Annotated in this window: 14 protein-coding genes; 6 read left to right on the top strand and 8 right to left on the bottom strand. The window is 63.6% G+C overall.

Annotated elements, in window-relative coordinates; translation table 11 throughout:
* Positions 1-126: 126 nt before the first annotated feature.
* On the bottom strand, positions 127-1,566 hold the full coding sequence (locus WCL58_RS04300; RefSeq protein ID WP_308342821.1) for a DUF2867 domain-containing protein: 1,440 nt from the start codon (positions 1,564-1,566) through the stop codon (positions 127-129).
* A 151-nt stretch (positions 1,567-1,717) separates the two neighbouring features.
* Here WCL58_RS04300 and WCL58_RS04295 point away from each other — a divergent pair, with 151 nt between their 5' ends.
* Complete coding sequence (locus WCL58_RS04295) at positions 1,718-2,065, top strand: DUF1294 domain-containing protein (protein WP_033654657.1); 348 nt, start codon at positions 1,718-1,720, stop codon at positions 2,063-2,065.
* Here the strand turns inward: WCL58_RS04295 and WCL58_RS04290 are convergent, their stop codons facing one another.
* A complete protein-coding gene (locus tag WCL58_RS04290; protein ID WP_197808320.1) occupies positions 2,066-2,893 on the bottom strand; it encodes an SIS domain-containing protein in 828 nt (275 codons plus the stop codon).
* A gap of 167 nt (positions 2,894-3,060) precedes the next feature.
* Here WCL58_RS04290 and WCL58_RS04285 point away from each other — a divergent pair, with 167 nt between their 5' ends.
* Together WCL58_RS04285 and WCL58_RS04280 are read left to right on the top strand one after the other, a co-directional pair.
* Complete coding sequence (locus WCL58_RS04285; RefSeq protein ID WP_336850588.1) at positions 3,061-4,617, top strand: PTS transporter subunit EIIC; 1,557 nt, start codon at positions 3,061-3,063, stop codon at positions 4,615-4,617.
* Complete coding sequence (locus tag WCL58_RS04280) at positions 4,614-5,309, top strand: N-acetylmannosamine-6-phosphate 2-epimerase (RefSeq protein ID WP_049202202.1); 696 nt, start codon at positions 4,614-4,616, stop codon at positions 5,307-5,309. The genes WCL58_RS04285 and WCL58_RS04280 overlap by 4 nt, the downstream gene beginning before the upstream one ends.
* Before the next feature lie 30 nt (positions 5,310-5,339).
* On the opposite strand, the gene ltaE is transcribed toward WCL58_RS04280, so the two are convergent.
* The 5 genes from ltaE to WCL58_RS04255 all read right to left on the bottom strand — a co-directional run bounded on the left by ltaE (position 5,340) and on the right by WCL58_RS04255 (position 12,137).
* Entirely contained in the window at positions 5,340-6,356 is a 1,017-nt protein-coding gene (gene ltaE / locus WCL58_RS04275; RefSeq protein WP_336850587.1) for a low-specificity L-threonine aldolase, read from the bottom strand.
* Between the two features lie 75 nt (positions 6,357-6,431).
* Entirely contained in the window at positions 6,432-8,153 is a 1,722-nt protein-coding gene (gene poxB / locus WCL58_RS04270; protein WP_049202200.1) for a ubiquinone-dependent pyruvate dehydrogenase, read from the bottom strand.
* A 199-nt stretch (positions 8,154-8,352) separates the two neighbouring features.
* A complete protein-coding gene (gene hcr, locus WCL58_RS04265) occupies positions 8,353-9,354 on the bottom strand; it encodes an NADH oxidoreductase (protein ID WP_225528949.1) in 1,002 nt (333 codons plus the stop codon).
* A gap of 56 nt (positions 9,355-9,410) precedes the next feature.
* Complete coding sequence (hcp, locus tag WCL58_RS04260) at positions 9,411-11,060, bottom strand: hydroxylamine reductase (protein ID WP_197784656.1); 1,650 nt, start codon at positions 11,058-11,060, stop codon at positions 9,411-9,413.
* Between the two features lie 180 nt (positions 11,061-11,240).
* Positions 11,241-12,137, bottom strand: a complete 897-nt coding sequence (locus WCL58_RS04255) for a LysO family transporter (protein ID WP_197784657.1) — start codon at positions 12,135-12,137, stop codon at positions 11,241-11,243.
* A gap of 187 nt (positions 12,138-12,324) precedes the next feature.
* Here WCL58_RS04255 and WCL58_RS04250 point away from each other — a divergent pair, with 187 nt between their 5' ends.
* A complete protein-coding gene (locus WCL58_RS04250; RefSeq protein WP_038880734.1) occupies positions 12,325-13,983 on the top strand; it encodes an ATP-dependent endonuclease in 1,659 nt (552 codons plus the stop codon).
* Positions 13,984-13,997: 14 nt separating this feature from the next.
* Here the strand turns inward: WCL58_RS04250 and WCL58_RS04245 are convergent, their stop codons facing one another.
* The gene (locus WCL58_RS04245) at positions 13,998-14,951 is read right to left on the bottom strand and encodes a VirK/YbjX family protein (protein ID WP_060421702.1); all 954 of its coding nucleotides are present in this window, start codon (positions 14,949-14,951) and stop codon (positions 13,998-14,000) included.
* 194 nt (positions 14,952-15,145) lie between these two features.
* On the opposite strand from WCL58_RS04245, the gene macA reads away from it, so the two are divergent.
* Positions 15,146-16,261 carry a macrolide transporter subunit MacA gene (macA, locus tag WCL58_RS04240; RefSeq protein WP_060440293.1) on the top strand — a complete coding sequence of 372 codons (1,116 nt, stop codon included), beginning with the start codon at positions 15,146-15,148 and terminating at the stop codon, positions 16,259-16,261.
* On the top strand, positions 16,261-18,207 hold the full coding sequence (gene macB / locus WCL58_RS04235; RefSeq protein ID WP_089185759.1) for a macrolide ABC transporter ATP-binding protein/permease MacB: 1,947 nt from the start codon (positions 16,261-16,263) through the stop codon (positions 18,205-18,207). The genes macA and macB overlap by 1 nt, the downstream gene beginning before the upstream one ends.
* The last annotated feature ends 76 nt before the right edge of the window (positions 18,208-18,283 follow it).

Genomic DNA, 18,283 nt, shown 5'->3' with positions numbered 1-18,283 from the left:
CCGGCGGGCGCTTGCGGCGCTCCCAGCAAATAAGATGCCATTCTTCCGTGATTTCGTGCGCTATGCAATCGGAAAGCCCCGAAGCGCAGCGGCAAACTGTGCGGTTGATCGACAAATGAACGGTGTTCAGCGCCGTTGCCGGTCCAGGCTCTCGGCAAGCTCGGCGATGCGCTTCGCCATGCCGCGAAAAATGAACAGGTGTGCGGGCATCATGGCGAACCAATACAGCAGCCCGCTGAAGCCGGCCGGATGCCACCAGGCGCGCACGTCCAGCGTGCGGCGATCGCCGTGATCGGTGATGCTGAAGCTCAGCCGCCCCAGCCCCGGTGCCTTCATGCCGAACAGCAGCGCCAGTTGCCGCAGCGGCTTCAGCGTGATGACTTTCCAGCCGTCGATCTCGTCGCCCAGCGCCAGGGTCGCGCGCGCCGGGCGGCCGTAGACCACCCCGTTGCCGATCATGTCGTCCATGCGGGCGCGGATGCGCCACAGAATATTGGCGTAGAAATAGCCTTCTTCGCCCCCCAGCTGCTGCACCGTTTGCCACAGGGCCTCGCGGGTGGCGGCGGTGTCCAGCGAACAACCGGCCTGTTTCGGATAGTAACCGTAGCCGGGGCGCCAGCGGGCCCGCGCCGCCGGATCGTAGCCCCAGTCGGCGGAATCGACCACCTCCTGTTCGCGCTGCAGCGTGGTGGCGACCGCCTGCTCAAAGGTGTGCAGCCGCTGCGGGATCAGGGCCTGCAGCGGCCGGCCGTCGGCGGGCAGATCGTGCTTCAGCCCCTGGATCAGCGCGCGGGCGATCGGCGTTGGCACCGAGGTGATCAGGCTGATGAACCACACCGAAATCAGCCGCGTCGGCAAAGGGATCGGGATCAGCCAGCGCCGCTTGCCGCTGAGGGCGATAAAGCGTTTGAACATATCCTGATAGCTGAGGTATTCCGGCCCGGCAACGTCGAAGATGCGGTGCTCCTGCGCCGGGTGCGCCAGCAGATCGGCCAGATAAACCAGCAGGTTCTCCAGCGCCACCGGCGACGACTTCGAACGCACCCAGCGCGGCGGCGTCAGCACCGGCAGGTTATAGACCATGTCGCGCATCACTTCGAACGCCGCCGAGCCGGGGCCGACGATGATGCCGGCGCGCAGCTCGGTCACCGGCACGCCGCTCTGGCGCAAGATCTCGCCGGTCAGGCGGCGGGCCGCCAGGTGCGGTGAGCTATCGTCGTTCGGCTGCAGCGCGCCGAGAAAGATCACCTGTTTGACGCTGGCATTGCGCAGCGCGTCGCGCAGGTTTTCCGCCGCCTGGCGCTCCTTCTCGATAAAATCGTCGCCGTCGCCCATCGCATGCACCAGATAGTAAAGCGTATCGATTTCCCACAGCGCCGCGCTCAGGGTCTCCGGGCGATACAGATCGGCATACAGGCAGTTGACCTGCGGCCAGTTCCGCTCCTGCAGCCACTCGATGCGCCGCGCGGCGGCGGTAATCTGGTGCCCCTGTTCGATCAGGTGCGGGATCAGGTTCTGGCCTATATAGCCGCTGGCTCCAAGAACCAGTACGCGTTGGGGTGTCATCGGGCCGCCTTGTGCGGTAGAGGATTGGCTGAACGACAGGATGCCAAATTCAGGGTTTAAATGCACTTTTTGTATGGGTATAAGCCGGTTGCATCCATCCTGGTGCAGGTTCACACTACGCGCCCCCTTACCGAACGAAAAACCGGATGTCATGAAGCTCAATGTGATTTGTTACGCCCTGCTGGGCCTGGCGCTGGTCGCCAGCCTGTTCTCGCTGCATCCGGTGTGGATGTGGTTGCTGTTGGCCAACCTGCTGACGTTTCTGATCTACGGCGGCGATAAGCTGGCGGCGCGCAAAGGGTGGCGGCGGGTACCGGAGGCGACGCTGTTGCTGTTCGGCGCGCTGGGCGGGTGGTTGGGCGCACTGGCGGCACAGCAGCTGTTTCGCCACAAAACCCAAAAGCAGCCGTTTAAAACCTGGTTCATCCTCAGCGTGGCGCTCAACCTGGTGGCGGTGCTGGGGCTGTGGTACTGGGTTTATGGCCGCTGGATCTTCTGATTACAACAGCAGCGGCAGGGTAGCGCTCGCGGTGGCCTGCATCGCCTGAGCGTAGGCGGGATCGCGCTGAGCCAGTGCGGCGATCATCAACTCCACCAGCAGCATGGCGCCGACCTTGGCCGGCAGGGCGCCGGCGGTCAGCGGCCCTTCCGGTTTGGCCGCCACCAGCAGCGTATCCGCCATTTTAGCCAGCGGGCTGCGTTGGGTGTTGCTGATTGCGATCACGCGTGCGCCGCGCCCTTTGGCCAACGCCACCGCATGCAGTACGTCCTTGGTGGAGCCGGAGCTGGAGATGACGATCAGCAGATCCCGCTCACTCAGCGAGGCGGCGTTCATCGCCGCCCGGTGCATGTCGCTGAACAGCTGCGCCGGTTTGCCGAGGCGCAACAGTTTGTAGTGCAGAAAATCGCCGATGATGGCGCTGGCGGCGACGCCGTAAATCTGTACCGAAGCGCAACGCTGCAGGCTGTCCGCCGCCTGTTGCAGCGCCTGAGGATCCAACAGCGCGCCGGTATCCCGCAGCGCCTGCACGCTCTCTTCCACCAAATTTTCCGTTGCGCTTTGCCGCGTCGTCGCCTCCGGCTGGTTTTGTTGCAGGCTGAGGGCCAGCGCCATTTTAAATTCGGTATAGCCTTTACAGCCCAGATGGCGGCACAGCCGCGTGACGCTGGCTTCGCTGGTGGCGCTTTCACGCGCCAGTTCGGTGATGGTCAGGTAAACGGCGCGGGAGGGCTCCGCAAGAAGATAGTTGCCGAGCTTTTGCAGCGTGGGGCTGTACCCCGCTAAATCCTGCCGCAGCCGCAATAACAAGTTGCCTGTATTCATCACGTTACCTTTCTGAGTATGCCCGTTTCTATTGTGGCGGAAAGACGCCGCCGCTCGCCAGCAAAATCGACGGATTGTGAAGCCGATCATCGTTATGAATAAAATTTTCATTAAATAAATTTTAATGTGGTAAAAATTTTCATCATAAAAATGATAGCGGGGAAAAATTTATGTCAACACCAGAATTGTCGCGCTCCGGCGGCTGGTTCGAAAAAGCCCAGCTGTTCGGCAAATCGTTCATGCTGCCGATCGCCGTGCTGCCGGCGGCCGGCCTGCTGCTGGGGATCGGCGGTGCGCTGTCCAACCCCAATACCGTCGAGGCGTATCCCTGGCTCGACGTCGGCTGGCTGCAAAGCGTATTTACGGTGATGGCCAGCGCCGGCGCCATCGTGTTCGCCAACCTGGCGGTCCTGTTCGCGGTCGGCGTGGCGGTGGGGTTGGCCAAAAGCGACAAGGGCACGGCGGGGCTGGCCTCGCTGATCGCCTATCTGGTGATGAACGCCACCATCAATGCGCTGTTGAAAATCAACGGCACGCTGGCCACGCAGGACGCCGGCGCGGTGGGGCAGGGAACGATTCTCGGGATCCAGACGCTGGAGACCGGGGTGTTCGGCGGGGTAGTCATCGGTCTGGTGACCTGGTATCTGCACGGCCGCTACAACAAAATAGCGCTGCCGCCGTTCCTGGGCTTTTTCGGCGGCTCGCGCTTTGTGCCGATCGTCAGCTCACTGGCGGCGATGGCGGTCGGCGCCCTGATGACCGTGGTGTGGCCGCCTTTCCAACGGCTGATCTTCAGCATGGGCGGCCTGGTGGACGCCAGCGGCTATCTCGGCACCTTTATCTACGGCTTCGTGCTGCGCATGCTTGGGCCGTTCGGCCTGCATCACATCTTCTACCTGCCGTTCTGGACCACCGCGCTCGGCGGCAGCGAAGTGATCAACGGACAGCTGGTGGAAGGCACGCAGCGCATTTTCTTCGCCCAGTTGGCCGACCCGAATACGCAGCAGTTCTACATCGGCACGGCGCGTTTCATGTCCGGCCGCTTTATCACCATGATGTTCGGCCTGGTCGGCGCCTGCCTGGCGATGTACCAAAGCGCGCGCCCGGAGAACCGCAAGCGCGTCGGCGGGCTGCTGCTGTCGGCGGCGCTGACCTCTTTCCTGACCGGCATCACTGAGCCTATCGAATTCTCGTTCCTGTTCATCGCGCCGGCGCTGTACGTGGTGCACGCGCTGTTCGACGGCCTGGCGTTCGCGATCGCGCACATTCTGCATATCACCATCGGCCAGACGTTCTCCGGCGGTTTTATCGATTTCATGCTGTTCGGCGTGCTGCAGGGCGAAGCGAAAACCCACTGGATGTATGTGCCGCTGGTCGGGGTGCCCTGGTTCTTCCTGTACTACTTCACGTTCCGTTTCCTGATCCTGCGCTTCAATTTCAAAACGCCGGGGCGCGAGGTGGAAACCGTGCCGGAAACGGTGATGAGCGGCACCGAACGCTCGCAGCAGGTGCTGGCGGCGCTGGGTGGCAAAGAGAATATCGTCGAACTGGATTGTTGCGCCACGCGGCTGCGCGTGACGGTAAAACAGAGCCGGTTGCTGGACGAGGGCGGGCTGAAGGCCAGCGGCGCGCGGGCGGTGATCGTTCGCGGCAACGGCGTTCAGGTGATCTATGGCCCGCACGTGACCATTATTAAAAATGAAGTCGAGGAGTTGTTGGATTTATGACGCTTTCCATTTTGCAGCAGATTAAGGGCCGGCTGGTGGTGTCTTGCCAGGCGCTGGACGACGAGCCGCTGCACAGCGATTTTATCATGGCACGCATGGCGCTGGCGGCCGAGCAAGGCGGTGCGGCGGCGATTCGCGCCAACGGCGTCGAAGACGTTAAAGCCATCATGCGCACGGTGGCGCTGCCGGTGATCGGCATTATCAAGCGCGATTATGCCGGTAGCGATGTCTATATCACGCCGACCCTGCGTGAAATCGATGAGCTGATGGCCGCGGCGCCACAGATGATTGCGCTTGACGCGACCGGCCACCCTCGGCCAGGGGAGCTGCAGCTGGCGGCGCTGGTTGCCGCGATCCGCGCCAGGTATCCCCGGCTGCTGCTGATGGCGGACATTGCCACCGTGGAAGAGGCGCAAGAGGCTGCCAGGTTGGGGTTCGACTGCGTGGGTACCACGCTGCACGGCTATACCGCCGAAAGCCGGGGCGCCCGACTGGCGGAGGACGATTTCGGTTTTCTGCGCGCGGTGCTGGCGGCGGTGCCGGTGCCGGTCATCGCCGAGGGCAATGTCGAAACGCCGGCGATGGCCGCACGCTGCCTGACGTTGGGGGCGCATGCGGTCGTGGTGGGCGGCGCCATTACGCGCCCGCAGCAGATCACTCGCCGTTTTGTCGAGGCCATCGGCGGGCGGTGAAGGGCTCCCCGGCGCGCCGGGGAGGAGGGATCAGGCGTGCTGCTGGAGGAACTCCCGCCACAGCTCGACCACCCGCTGCAGATCCTGACGGCTGACGTCGAGGTGGGTCAGAATGCGCGTCAGCGGGCCGCTGCTGATCAGCACGCCGCGTTCGCGCATCCACGGGCCGAATTTGGCCGCCAGCGCCGGTGATTGGCGCAGGTACAGCACGTTGGTCTGTGCGCCGGGTTCGGCGATCTCTACGCCGATCTGCCGCAGTTGTTGCTCCAGCCAGACCGCGTTGTCATGGTCTTCGCGCAGCCGCGCGACGTTATGCTCCAGCGCGTAGAAGCCGGCTGCCGCCAGGATGCCGGCCTGACGCAGCCCGCCGCCGGTCATCTTGCGCCAGCGCAGCGCGCGCTGAATGAAGGCCTCGCTGCCGCACAGCAGCGATCCGACCGGCGCGCCCAATCCTTTTGACAGGCAAATGGTGAAGGTGTCGCAGTATTGCACGATCTCTTTCAGCGGCAGGTTCAGCGCCACGGCGGCGTTGAAGATGCGCGCGCCGTCGATATGCAGCGCCAGCTGCCGCTCGCGGCTAAACTGCCACGCCTGCTGCAGGTAGGCCTGCGGCAGAACTCGGCCGCTGATGGTGTTTTCCAGGCTCAGCAGCCGGGTGCGGGCGAAGTGGATATCGTCGGGTTTGATGGCGGCGGCGAGCTTGTCCAGCGGCAGCGTGCCGTCCGCGTCGGCCTCGATCGGCTGCGGCTGGATGCTGCCCAGCACCGCCGCGCCGCCGGCCTCGTATTTATAGTTGTGCGCCTGTTGGCCGACCAGATACTCGTCGCCGCGCTGGCAGTGGCTCAGCAGCGCCACCAGGTTGGCCTGGGTGCCGCTGGGCAAAAACAGCGCCGCTTCTTTGCCTGACAGGCGTACCGCCTCGGCCTCCAGCGCGTTGACCGTCGGGTCATCGCCGTAGACGTCGTCGCCGACCTCTGCCTGAGCCATCGCCTGGCGCATGGCGGCGCTGGGGCGGGTGACGGTGTCGCTGCGTAGATCGATAAGCATAGGGTTCCTGGAATGTAAGGGAGAGGAAAAGGGTACATGGCATCATATACCCTTATTTTACCGGGGGCAGCTTGCTTAGCGCAGCCAGTTGGTCTTCGCCAGCTCGACCACTTCGTCGCCGCGGCCGTTGATGATGGCGCGCAGCATGTACAGGCTGAAGCCTTTCGCCTGTTCGAACTTGATCTGCGGCGGCATCGCCAGCTCTTGCTTGGCGGTGACCACGTCCAGCAGCGCCGGGCCGGGGTGCGCCAACATCTCCTGCAGCGCCCCGTCCAGCTCCGAGGCTTTTTCCACGCGGATGCCTTTGATGCCGGCGGCGTTGGCGATCGCCGCGAAGTCCGGGTTATGCAGGTCGGTGCCGTCGGTCAGGTAGCCGCCGGCCTTCATCTCCATCGCCACGAACCCCAGCACGCTGTTGTTGAACACCACGATTTTCACCGGCAGCTTGAGCTGCGCCAGCGACAGGAAATCCCCCATCAGCATGGTGAAGCCGCCGTCGCCGCACATGGCGATCACCTGTTTATCCGGCGCGGTGGCCTGGGCGCCGATCGCCTGCGGCATGGCGTTGGCCATCGAACCGTGGTTGAACGAACCGAGCAGGCGGCGCTTGCCGTTCATTTTCACGTAGCGGGCGGCCCACACCGTCGGCGTGCCGACGTCGCAGGTAAAGATGGCATCGTCGCTGGCGTACTGGCTGAGCTGCTGCGCCAGATACTGCGGGTGGATCGGCTGGTCGTCGTTGGCGGTCGCCAGCCCGTCGAGATCCTTACGGGCGTTGCGGTAATGCTCCAGCGCCTTGTCGAGGAACGCCCGGTCGCGCTTGGGCTCCAACTGCGGCAGCAGGGCGGTGAGGGTGGTGTGGATATCGCCCACCAGCGCCATGTTGACCGGGCAGTGCGCGCCGATGCTGCCGGGGTTGATGTCGATCTGAATGATGTTGGCGTTGGTGGGGTAGAACGCGCGGTAGGGGAACTGGGTGCCGAGCAGCACCAGCGTGTCGGCGTTCATCATCGCGTGATAGCCGGAGGAGAAGCCGATCAGCCCGGTCATGCCGACGCTGTACGGGTTATCCCACTCGATATGCTCTTTGCCGCGCAGCGCGTGCACCACCGGCGCCTGCAGCAGCTCGGCCAGCTTGACCACCTCATCGTGCGCGCCTGCGCAGCCGCTGCCGCACATCAGGGTGATGTTCTTCGCCTGATTCAGCGTCTCCGCCAGCTTGTTCAGCTCGCTCATCGGCGGCTGCACCAGCGGCAGCGCCGGGGTATGCCAGGTCAGGGTCGCGTCTTCCGGCGCCATGCGCAGCGCCACGTCGCCCGGCAAGACTACCACCGAGACGCCGCGGTTGAGGATCGCCTTGCGCATGGCGATCTCCAGCACGCGCGGCAGCTGTTCCGGGTTGGAAACCAGCTCGCAATAGTGGCTGCATTCGCGGAACAGCTCCTGCGGATGCGTTTCCTGGAAGTAGCCGCTGCCGATTTCGCTGGAAGGAATGTGTGCGGCGATCGCCAGCACCGGCACATGGTTGCGGTGGCAGTCGAACAGCCCGTTGATCAGGTGCAGGTTGCCGGGGCCGCAGGAACCGGCGCACACCGCCAGCTGGCCGGTGAGCTGGGCTTCGGCGCCGGCGGCGAAGGCGGCCACCTCTTCATGGCGGGTGCCCAGCCATTCGATGGTGCCCATGCGGTGCAGGCTGTCGCTCAGGCCGTTGAGCGAATCGCCGGTCACGCCCCAAATGCGTTTTACGCCGGCTTGATCCAGCGTTTTGGCGATCAGTGTGGCTACGGTTTGCTTCATGGTTCCCCCAAACATGGTTTGAAAAACGATGTGTACTCGATCCGGTGAGTGTCAGCAGAACAACTGCAAGCATAGCTTACCGGCTGTGGACGAGATGCGGTCAGGAAGGGTAAAGAGCGTAGGACGGAGGAAAGTGTAACCGGGCGGGGATGAGGGAGCTTGCCGATAAATGCCCCATCGCGGCGATGGGGCCTGGGGATCACGCCAATGTGACGTCGCCCTGCAGCTGGCAACTGCAGGCCAGCACGTAGCCTTGCGCTATCTCTTCCGCGCTCAGCGTCATGGTGCTGGTGGTGGTGTAGTCACCCTCGAGGATGCGGGTTTTGCACGAGCCGCACACCCCGGCGCGGCAGGCGGCGTTGACCGGCAGGGCATTGGCCTCCATCGCCGCCAGCAGCGTGCTGCCGACCGGCACGCGGAATTCGCGCAGCGGGCGGGCGGCGCGCAGCGTCAGCCCTTCAGTGGCATCGGCCTGCGTTGTCGGCGTGTGGAACTGCTCTTTATGGAAACGTTCGGCCGGCACGCCGAGTCGGCGGCAAAGCTGCTCCACCTGTTCCATGTAGGGCGCAGGGCCGCAGGTCATCACCGTGCGTTCGGCGATATCCGGCGCCGCCTGCCGCAGCGTCTGTTCATCGATGCGGCCGCTGAGATAGCCGGGTTGCAGATCCCGCTCGGCCATCAGCGTCAGGCGCAGCTGCGGATGAGCGGCGCACAGCGCGCGCCATTGATCGGCGAAAATCGTGTCGGCGGGGGTGCGTACGTTAAAGATCACGGCGATATCGCAGGCCGGACGGTTGGCGGTCAGCCAGCGGCACATCGAGACGATCGGCGTCACGCCGCAGCCGGCGGCCAGCATCAGATAACGATCGGCCGGGTGGCGCTCGCAGCTGAACTCGCCCTGCGCATCGGACAGCCACAGCGTGTTGCCGGGCTTGACCTCTTGCGTCAGCCAGCGCGATCCGACGCCGTCCGGCAGGCAGCGCACGCTGATGCTGAGAAAGCGGCTCTGGCCGGGCGAGGAGGAGAGCGTATAGGCGCGCAGCGTCTCCTCGCTGTTGCGGATGCTGACCAGCGCAAACTGGCCCGCCTGATAAGGGTAGAAAACGTCGCAGATCAGGTTCAGCGTCCAGACGTCGGCGGTTTCACGTCGGATGGAATGCACCTGCATGCGGTTCGGGCAAAGCGGAGTGGGTTGAGTCATCGGGGCACCTCAAAAAGCAAAGGGGCCGGCGCAGGCGGCCCCATAACGTAACGGCATCAGGCGAGCAGCGCGTTGATATCCTGCTCGACGGTGGTGATCGGACGCAGGCCGAATTTCTCGTTGAGGATCGCCATCAGGTTGTCGGTCAGGAAGCCCGGCGCAGTCGGGCCGGTGACGATGTTTTTCACCCCCAGCGACAGCAGCGTCAGCAGAATGACGATCGCCTTCTGTTCAAACCAGGACAGCACCAGGCTGAGCGGCAGCTCGTTGACGCTGCAGCCGAGCGTGTCCGCCAGCTTGACCGCCAGCATGATGGCGGAGTAGGCGTCGTTGCACTGGCCGACGTCCAGCAGGCGTGGCAGCCCTTCCAGGGTGCCGAAGTCAAGCTTGTTGAAACGGTACTTGCCGCAGGCCAGCGTCATGATCAGGCAGTCTTGCGGCACGCTGCGGGCGAAGTCGGTGAAGTAGCTGCGCTCGTCGCGGCTGCCGTCGCAGCCGCCCACCAGGAAGACGTGGCGCAGTTTTTTCTGCGACACCAGATCGATCACCGTGTCGGCGGCGTTCAGCAGCGTCTGGCGGCCGAAGCCGACGGTGATCAGATGCTCAATCTCGGTGTAAGGGAAGCCGTTCATGCCCTGCGCCTGGCGGATCACGGCGCCGAAGTCGTCGCCTTCCAGATGATTGACGCCCGGCCAGCCGACGATGCTGCGGGTCCAGATGCGATCGCCGTAGTTGCCGACGTTCGGATCGATGATGCAGTTGGAGGTCATCACGATCGGGCCGGGGAATTTGGCGAATTCCGTCTGCTGGTTCTGCCAGCCGCTGCCGTAGTTGCCCACCAGATGCTTGAATTTTTTCAGTTCCGGATAGCCGTGCGCCGGCAGCATTTCACCGTGGGTGTAGACGTTGACGTTTTGCCCTTCGGTTTGTTCGAGCAGCATGCGCAGATCTTTCAGATCGTGGCCGGAGATCAGAATGGCTTTCCCGGCCACCGGGCGCACGTTGACCGCGCTGGGCTGCGGATCGCCGTAGGCCTGGGTTTCACCGCGATCGAGGATCGCCATCACGTTGAAGTTCATCTTGCCGATGCCCATGGCGTTGTTCAGCAGGGTATCGACGTTGCGCGGCCGGGTGCCGAGCCAGGCCATGAAGGCGTGGTAGTCGGCATAGAGCTGCTCGTCGAACTGGCCGAGCACGTGCGCGTGTTCCATATAGGCCGCCGCGCCTTTCAGGCCGTACAGGCACAGCATGCGCAACCCGTGGACGTCGTCGCCTACCTCGGCTTTGTCGCTGTTGAGGGCAAACTGCGCCGCCTGTTGCAGCAGCGCAGGCATATCGTCACCGGCCAGCTGCAGCGCCGCCATCGGGTGATCGACGCGTACGCTGGCGTCCAGCAGCCGGCAACGGGCGGCCAGCGAATCGCGCAGCAGCAGGGTTTCGCGCGCGTAGCCGATGATGCGCTGAGAGTCGAAGTTAACGTTGGTCAGGGTGGAGAAGAAGGCGCGCGGGGCGAAGCTGTCGATCTCGTGGTCGACGATGCCCAGCGAACGCGCCTGCAGCGCCCAGGCGGAGAGCCCCTGCAGCGCCGCCACCAGCAGATCCTGCAGATCGGAGGTTTCCGCCGTCTTGCCGCACATGCCCTGAGCATACGCGCAGCCGTTGCCTGCTGGGGTACGGATGGTTTGTTCACATTGCACACAGAACATAGTCGCTTCCTTTTATTTTTAAAGTTGCATTTGTAATGCTTGTTTAAAAGCATAGATCGGCGCTCGGGGTTGCAAAAGGCTTTTGTGCGACTACTGCGGGCAAGTTTGATTTAGCGCAATTTTGCCGTGCGGATGGGAATTATTACCCTTTGGGGGCCGGGCGGCCCCCAGGGGAAAGGATCAGGAGAACAGGGCGATCAGCACCGGCGCCAGCAGGCTGAGCAGGAAGCCGTGCACGATGGCGGGGGGCACCATGTCCAGCCCGCCGCTGCGCTGCAGCACCGGCAGGGTGAAGTCCATCGAGGTGGCGCCGCACAGGCCGAGGGCGGTGGAGCGGCTGCGGCGCACCAGCGTCGGGATCAGCATGATCGCCACCAGCTCGCGCGCCAGATCGTTGAAGAACGCGGCGCTGCCCATCACCGGGCCGTAGGCGTCGGTGATCAGAATGCCCGACAGCGAATACCAGCCGAAGCCGGAGGCCATCGCCAGCCCGGCCTTGACCGGCAGCCCCAGCAGCTGCGCCGCCAGCGCGCCGCCGGCCAGCGACGCGACGGTCACCACCAACGCCACCAGCGTGCCGCGGCGGTTGAGCACAATCTGGCGCAGCGTCATGCCGCTGTTGCGCAGCTGAATGCCGACCAGCAACAGCAGGAAGATCAGCGCATATTCGCTGCCTTTATGGGCGAACTTCAGCCATTGCCACTGCGTCAGGCCGAGCAGGAAGCCGCCGAGCACCACGCCGCACAGCTTGAGCGACTCCAGCGCCATGTGCACGCGCGAAGGCAGCTTTTCCTGTTTATGGCTGCTGCGCCACGGCATGCGCCGCTCCAGCAGCGCCAGCAACAGCAGATTGGCGCAGAGAATGCAGAAGAAGAACACCGCGCTGTACTGGAAGATCAGCACCAGGTTACTGCTGAGATCTTCCATGAACGCCAGGCTGATACCCATGAAAAACAGGATCACGTACACCATCCAGCTCAGCAGCCGGTTGATCAGCACCAGCAGCGGGCGATGGCGTAAGGGAATGAGGTAACCGACAATCAGCGGTAACAGAATAATCAACAGTCCTGAGTACATGGTGCAGCTTGTGTCCTTGAGTTTTGAAGCGCGCCGAACGGCGGCGAGGAGCACACGCTAACCAAAAGCCCGGCTGGAGTAAAGCGGCAGATTTGACGTTGGCCGCTTGACCTGCAAGGGGTTTTTTGACCATGCTCTGTGAAGGTCACCTCATTGAAGAGGCGACGGCGCGCACGGGAGGCGGCGGATGTTCTTGGAGCGTATCGAAATTGTAGGTTTTCGCGGCATTAATCGGCTGTCCCTGATGCTGGACGACAACACGCTGTTGCTCGGCGAAAACGCCTGGGGTAAATCCAGCCTGCTGGATGCGCTGACGCTGCTGCTGGCGCCGGAGCAGAAGCTGTATCGGTTTGAAGCGCACGACTTCCATTTCCCCCCCGGTGAAGAGTCGGCCAAAGAGCGCCACCTGCAGGTGGTGTTCACCTTCTGCGAAAAAGACATCGGCCATGCGCACCTGCCGCGCTATCGCCACCTGACGCCGCTGTGGGTCAAGGGCGAGGATGGCCTGAGCCGCATTCATTACCGCTGCGAAGGCGAGCTGGCCGACGACGGCACGGTGTGCACCTGGCGCGGTTTTCTCGACGCCGACGGCAACGCCTTTCAACTGCACCATATCGAACAGCTGGCCCACGCCATCATCCGCATCCACCCGGTATTGCGCCTGCGCGACGCGCGCTTTATTCGCCGCCTGCGCCCCAGCAGCCTCGGCGATGAACGCAAACCCGATACCCAGGCGCTGGCGCAGCAGCTGGATCAGCTGACGCGCGAGCTGGTGCGCAATCCGCAGAAGCTGACCAACGGCGAGCTGCGCCAGGGCCTGGCGGCCATGCAGCAGCTGCTGGAGCACTATTTTGCCGAGCAGAGTTCGCAGGTGGCGCGGCCGCGCCGCCGCGGCGGCGAACCGGAGCAGGATGCCTGGCGTGCGCTGGATGGCATCAACCGCATGGTGGCCGAACCGAACAGCCGCAGCATGCGCCTGATCCTGCTCGGGATGTTTTCCACCCTGCTGCAGGCCAAGGGCGACGTCAAGCTGGATCCGCATGCCCGGCCGCTGCTGCTGGTGGAAGACCCGGAAACTCGCCTGCACCCGATCATGCTGTCGGTGGCCTGGGGGCTGCTCAATCAGCTGCCGCTGCAGCGCATCACCACCACCAACTCCAGCGAACTGGTGTCGCTGGTGCCGGTGGAGCACGTCTGCCGGCTGGTGCGCGAGTCGGGGCGGGTCGCGACCTACCGTCTCGGGCCGCGCGGGCTGAGCGCCGAAGACGGGCGGCGCATCGCGTTTCACATCCGTTTCAACCGGCCGTCGTCGCTGTTCGCCCGCTGCTGGCTGCTGGTGGAAGGCGAGACTGAAGTGTGGCTGCTGAACGAGCTGGCGCGCCAGTGCGGCTACCATTTCGAGGCGGAAGGGGTAAGGGTCATCGAATTCGCCCAGTGCGGCCTGAAGCCGCTGCTGCGCTTTGCCCGCCGCATGGGCATCGAGTGGCATGCGCTGGTGGACGGCGACGAGGCGGGCAAAAAGTACGCCAATACCGTGCGCAGCCTGCTGGACAATCATGAAGACAACGAGCGCGATCGGCTGACCGCGCTGCCGGCGCCGGACATGGAGCACTTCATGTTCCGCGAAGGGTTCGGCCCGGTCTATCACCGGATGGCGTCGGTGCCGCTCAACGCGCAGATGCCGGTGCGCAAGGTGATCCTGAAAGCGGTCCACCACTCGTCCAAACCGGATCTGGCGATCGAGGTCGCGATGCAGGCCGGTGAATGGGGCACGGACTCGGTGCCGCCGCTGCTGAAGAAAATGTTCTCACGGGTGATCTGGCTGGCGCGCGGCCGGGCGGACTGACGGCCCGCCGGGCGTTATCGGGCGCAGAAATGCGCCGCCAATCCTTGTTCCAGCTCGTCCAGCAGCTGATAGCGGCGGCGATACTCGGCGCGCTTCTTGCTGGCAATCTCTTCGATCGGCTTGCGAGCGATGCGTTCGGGCAGCAGGAAATAGCCGCTGTCGAGCGGTTTGGCGCCCATCGACAGCCAGAACTGATCGTAATCGGCGTGCAGTTTGTCCTTCTTCTTACTCTGGTAACGCCAGTTTTGATAGATATGGGTGGCGTTGCCGACCGCCACGATCTGGCGGATACCGAGGTGCCGCGCCAGCGTGCAGATGCCTTCCAGCACCAGGCGTTTGGGGAACAGGCCGTGACACTCTTTGGTGGTGTGCTGGATCTCGGCGTGCGGCACCTCATGGTTGGCGCCCTGCAGGCCGCCGATGAACAGCGTGGGTTGCTGCTGATAATGCATCAGCGCAAAGGTGATCTCCGCCAGCATCACGCCGTTGGCGTTGCGCAGCAGCAGCGTGGCTTCCCCTTCCTTATTCAGCTTGTCGATCGCCGCCAGTTCCAGCGCGATCGGCGCTTCGTTTTTGCCCATCGCGCTGGCCAGCACGAAAGACTGCGGGCCGAGGTGGCCGAGGCGCATCTTCAGCGGCATGCGCTGCGCGATGAGATCGTAATGATCGCGCAGGGCGAACAGGCATTCGATCTTGCTCATGTTGGCCGCCAGATACGGGCGATGCAGTTTGCACGGCAGGTTCGGCTGCGCGCTCAGGATCTCTTCCAGCAGCGGGTTGCTGGCCAGGGTGCTGAGCAGGCCGCTGGTAGTGCGCCAGTTGAGCAGCGAACGGCCGAGAAACTTCAGGCGAAACGAGGTTTTTTTCCAGGCGTTGCTCGGTGCCTTTTCGCCATTGATCAGCGCCGTCATCAGTTGCCAGCCGTTAAGCGGCCGGGCGGAGGCGAGTGGGTAGCTGAGCTGTGACATGATGAAATCCTTGGCTGTATTGAATGGCGCTATTTCATCAAGGCTTCACTAAACGGGAGTTCAATGCTGAACTGTAACCAGGCGTGTCTCCACATTGTGTTGAGCTAAGGTTTAGTTATTCCCTACGGTGCGTGCTAATTTAGCTCCGCCGCCGCAATGGGCGGTTGATATTCACAAGCACAGGCAGGTCAATTTTGACAGGGTTTAAAGGACATAAACGCCGCTGGATACTCGTTCTGGCGGTCATTGCGGCGCTTGCCGCGGCGGCCGTTTGGCACTTTCGCCATCCGGCGCCAACCGATTTCAAAACGGTAAAGGCCACCCAGCGCGATCTGCAGCAGAACGTGTTGGCGACCGGCCAACTGGACGCGGTGCGCAAGGTCGACGTCGGCGCGCAGGTCAGCGGACAGCTGGAAAAGCTGTATGTCGAGATCGGCGACAAGGTGAAGAAAGGCCAGTTGCTGGGGGTTATCGATCCGCAACAGGCGCAGAACAGCATCCGCGAAGGCGAGGCGACGCTGCGTGAACTGCATGCGCAACTGCTGCAGGCGCAGGCCGAACAGCAGCTGGCGGCGGTCACGCTGCAGCGCAACCAGGCGCTGGCCAAGCTGCAGGCGGTGTCGCGCCAGGATCTGGATCAGGCGGCGACGCAGCTGGCGGTGAAGAAAGCGCAGGTGGGCACCATCAATGCGCAGATCGCGCGGAACCAGGCCAGCCTGGATACCGCCAAGATCAACCTGGCCTATACCCGCATCGAGGCGCCGATGGATGGCGACGTGGTGCAGATCACCACGCTGCAGGGCCAGACGGTGATCGCGGCGCAGCAGGCACCGAACATTCTGACGCTGGCGGATCTCGGCACCATGCTGGTGAAGGCGCAGGTATCGGAGGCCGACGTCATTAATCTCAAGCCGGGTCAGAAGGCCTGGTTCACGGTGCTGGGCGATCCGACCCGGCGCTTCGACGGCGTGCTGAAAGACATTCAGCCGACGCCGGAAAAGGTCAACAACGCCATCTTCTATTATGCGCGTTTCGAAGTGCCCAACCCGGAAAGGTTGCTGCGCTTGCAAATGACGGCGCAGGTGCATATTCAGCTGGCCGGCGTCGAGCAGGCGCTGGTGATCCCGCTGGCGGCGCTGGGCGATCAGATCGCCGACAATCGCTACCACGTCTCGGTGCTGAAACAGGGCAAGGAAGAGAAGCGCGAGGTGGCTATCGGCCTGCGCAACAATATCGACGTGCAGATCCTCAGCGGCCTCGAGGCGGGCGATGAGGTGATCGTCAGCCGCGGCGGCGTGGAGGCCGGCTGATGGCGGCGCTGTTGCAGCTGAGCGGCATCCGCCGCAGCTACCGTTCCGGCGAGCAGACGGTGGAGGTGCTGAAGGGGATCAGCCTGAGCATTGAAGCCGGTGAAATGGTGGCGATCATGGGGGCCTCCGGCTCCGGCAAATCGACGCTGATGAACATTCTCGGCTGTCTGGACAAACCGAGCGCCGGCGTGTATCGGGTGGCCGGGCAGGATGTGGCCACCCTGAGCGACGATGCGCTGGCGCAGCTGCGGCGCGAGCATTTCGGCTTTATCTTTCAGCGCTATCATCTGCTGCCGCACCTGAGCGCGGCGCACAACGTCGAAGTGCCGGCGGTGTACGCGGGGCTGGGCAAAGCGGCGCGGCGCGAACGGGCGGTGGCGCTGTTGCGGCGTCTGGGGCTGGGGGAGCGCGTCAACTACCGGCCGAGCCAGCTTTCCGGCGGCCAGCAGCAGCGCGTCAGCATCGCCCGCGCCCTGATGAATGGCGGGCAGGTGATCCTGGCGGATGAACCGACCGGCGCGCTCGACAGCCACTCCGGCGAAGAAGTGATGGCGATCCTCAAACAGCTGTGCGCCCAGGGCCACACCGTGATCCTGGTGACCCACGATCCGGCGGTAGCGCGCCAGGCGGAGAGGATCATCGAGATCCGCGACGGCGAGATTATCGCCGATTCGCGTCCGGCACCGCAGGAGAATGCGCAGGCCAAGCCGCTGGCGCTGGCCGCGGCGGCGGCTTCCTGGCGGCAGATGGGCGGTCGTTTCCGCGAGGCGCTGGTGATGGCCTGGCGTGCGATGGCGGCCAACAAGATGCGCACCGCGCTGACCATGCTTGGCATCATTATTGGCATTGCCTCGGTGGTGTCGATCCTGGTGATCGGCGACGCCGCCAAGCAGATGGTGCTGGCGGACATCAAATCCATCGGCACCAACACCGTCGATATCTATCCCGGCAAGGACTTCGGCGATGACGATCCGACCTACCGGCAATCGTTGAAATACGGCGATCTCGATGCGCTGCGCGAACAGCCTTACATCAGCGCGCTGTCGCCGAGCATCAGCAGCAGCATGCGGCTGCGCTTGGGCAACGTCGACGCGGCGGCCAACGTCAACGGCGTCAGCGAGCAGTTCTTCCGCGTGTACGGCATGAGCTTTACCCAGGGCGTCGGCATCGATCCGCTGCAGGTGCAGTCGCAAGCGCAGACGGTGGTGATCGACGCCAATACCCAGCGGCGGCTGTTCCCGCACCAGAAGAACGTGGTGGGCGAGGTGATCCTGGTAGGCAACATGCCGGCGACGGTGGTCGGCGTGGCCAAGGAGAAGCAGTCGATGTTCGGCAGCAGCAAGACGCTGAACGTGTGGGTGCCTTACAGCACCATGGCCAACCGGCTGATGGGCAACAATTATTTCGACTCTATCACCGTTCGCATCCGCGACGGCTACGACAGCAAGGAAGCGGAACAGCAGCTGTCGCGTCTGTTGACGCTGCGCCACGGCAAGAAGGACTTCTTCACCTATAACATGGACAGCCTGGTGCAAACCGCCGAGAAAACCACCCGCACGCTGCAGCTGTTCCTGACGCTGGTGGCGGTGATTTCGCTGGTGGTCGGCGGTATCGGCGTGATGAACATCATGCTGGTGTCGGTGACCGAACGCACGCGCGAGATCGGCATCCGCATGGCGGTGGGCGCCCGTTCCGGTGACGTGTTGCAGCAGTTCCTGATCGAGGCGGTGTTGGTCTGCCTGGTGGGGGGCGCGCTGGGGATTACGCTGTCGTTCGCCATCGGTCTGGCGGTGCAGCTGGTATTGCCGGGCTGGCAGATCAGCTTCCCGCCGGCGGCGTTGCTGAGCGCGTTCCTTTGTTCCACCGGCATCGGGGTGGTGTTCGGCTATCTGCCGGCGCGCAATGCCGCGCGGCTGAATCCGATCGATGCGCTGGCGCGCGAGTAAGTAAAAGGCATAAAAAATGCCAGTCACACGGCGGCTGGCATTTTTATCGCAGTCACGGTCAATGCAGCGCGACGCT

This window comes from Serratia sp. TMDUHS_CL (assembly GCF_037137105.1).
GTDB lineage: Bacteria > Pseudomonadota > Gammaproteobacteria > Enterobacterales > Enterobacteriaceae > Serratia > Serratia nevei.
Note: the sequence above shows the minus strand (reverse complement) of the source record. Positions and strands in the feature narration are given on the sequence as shown.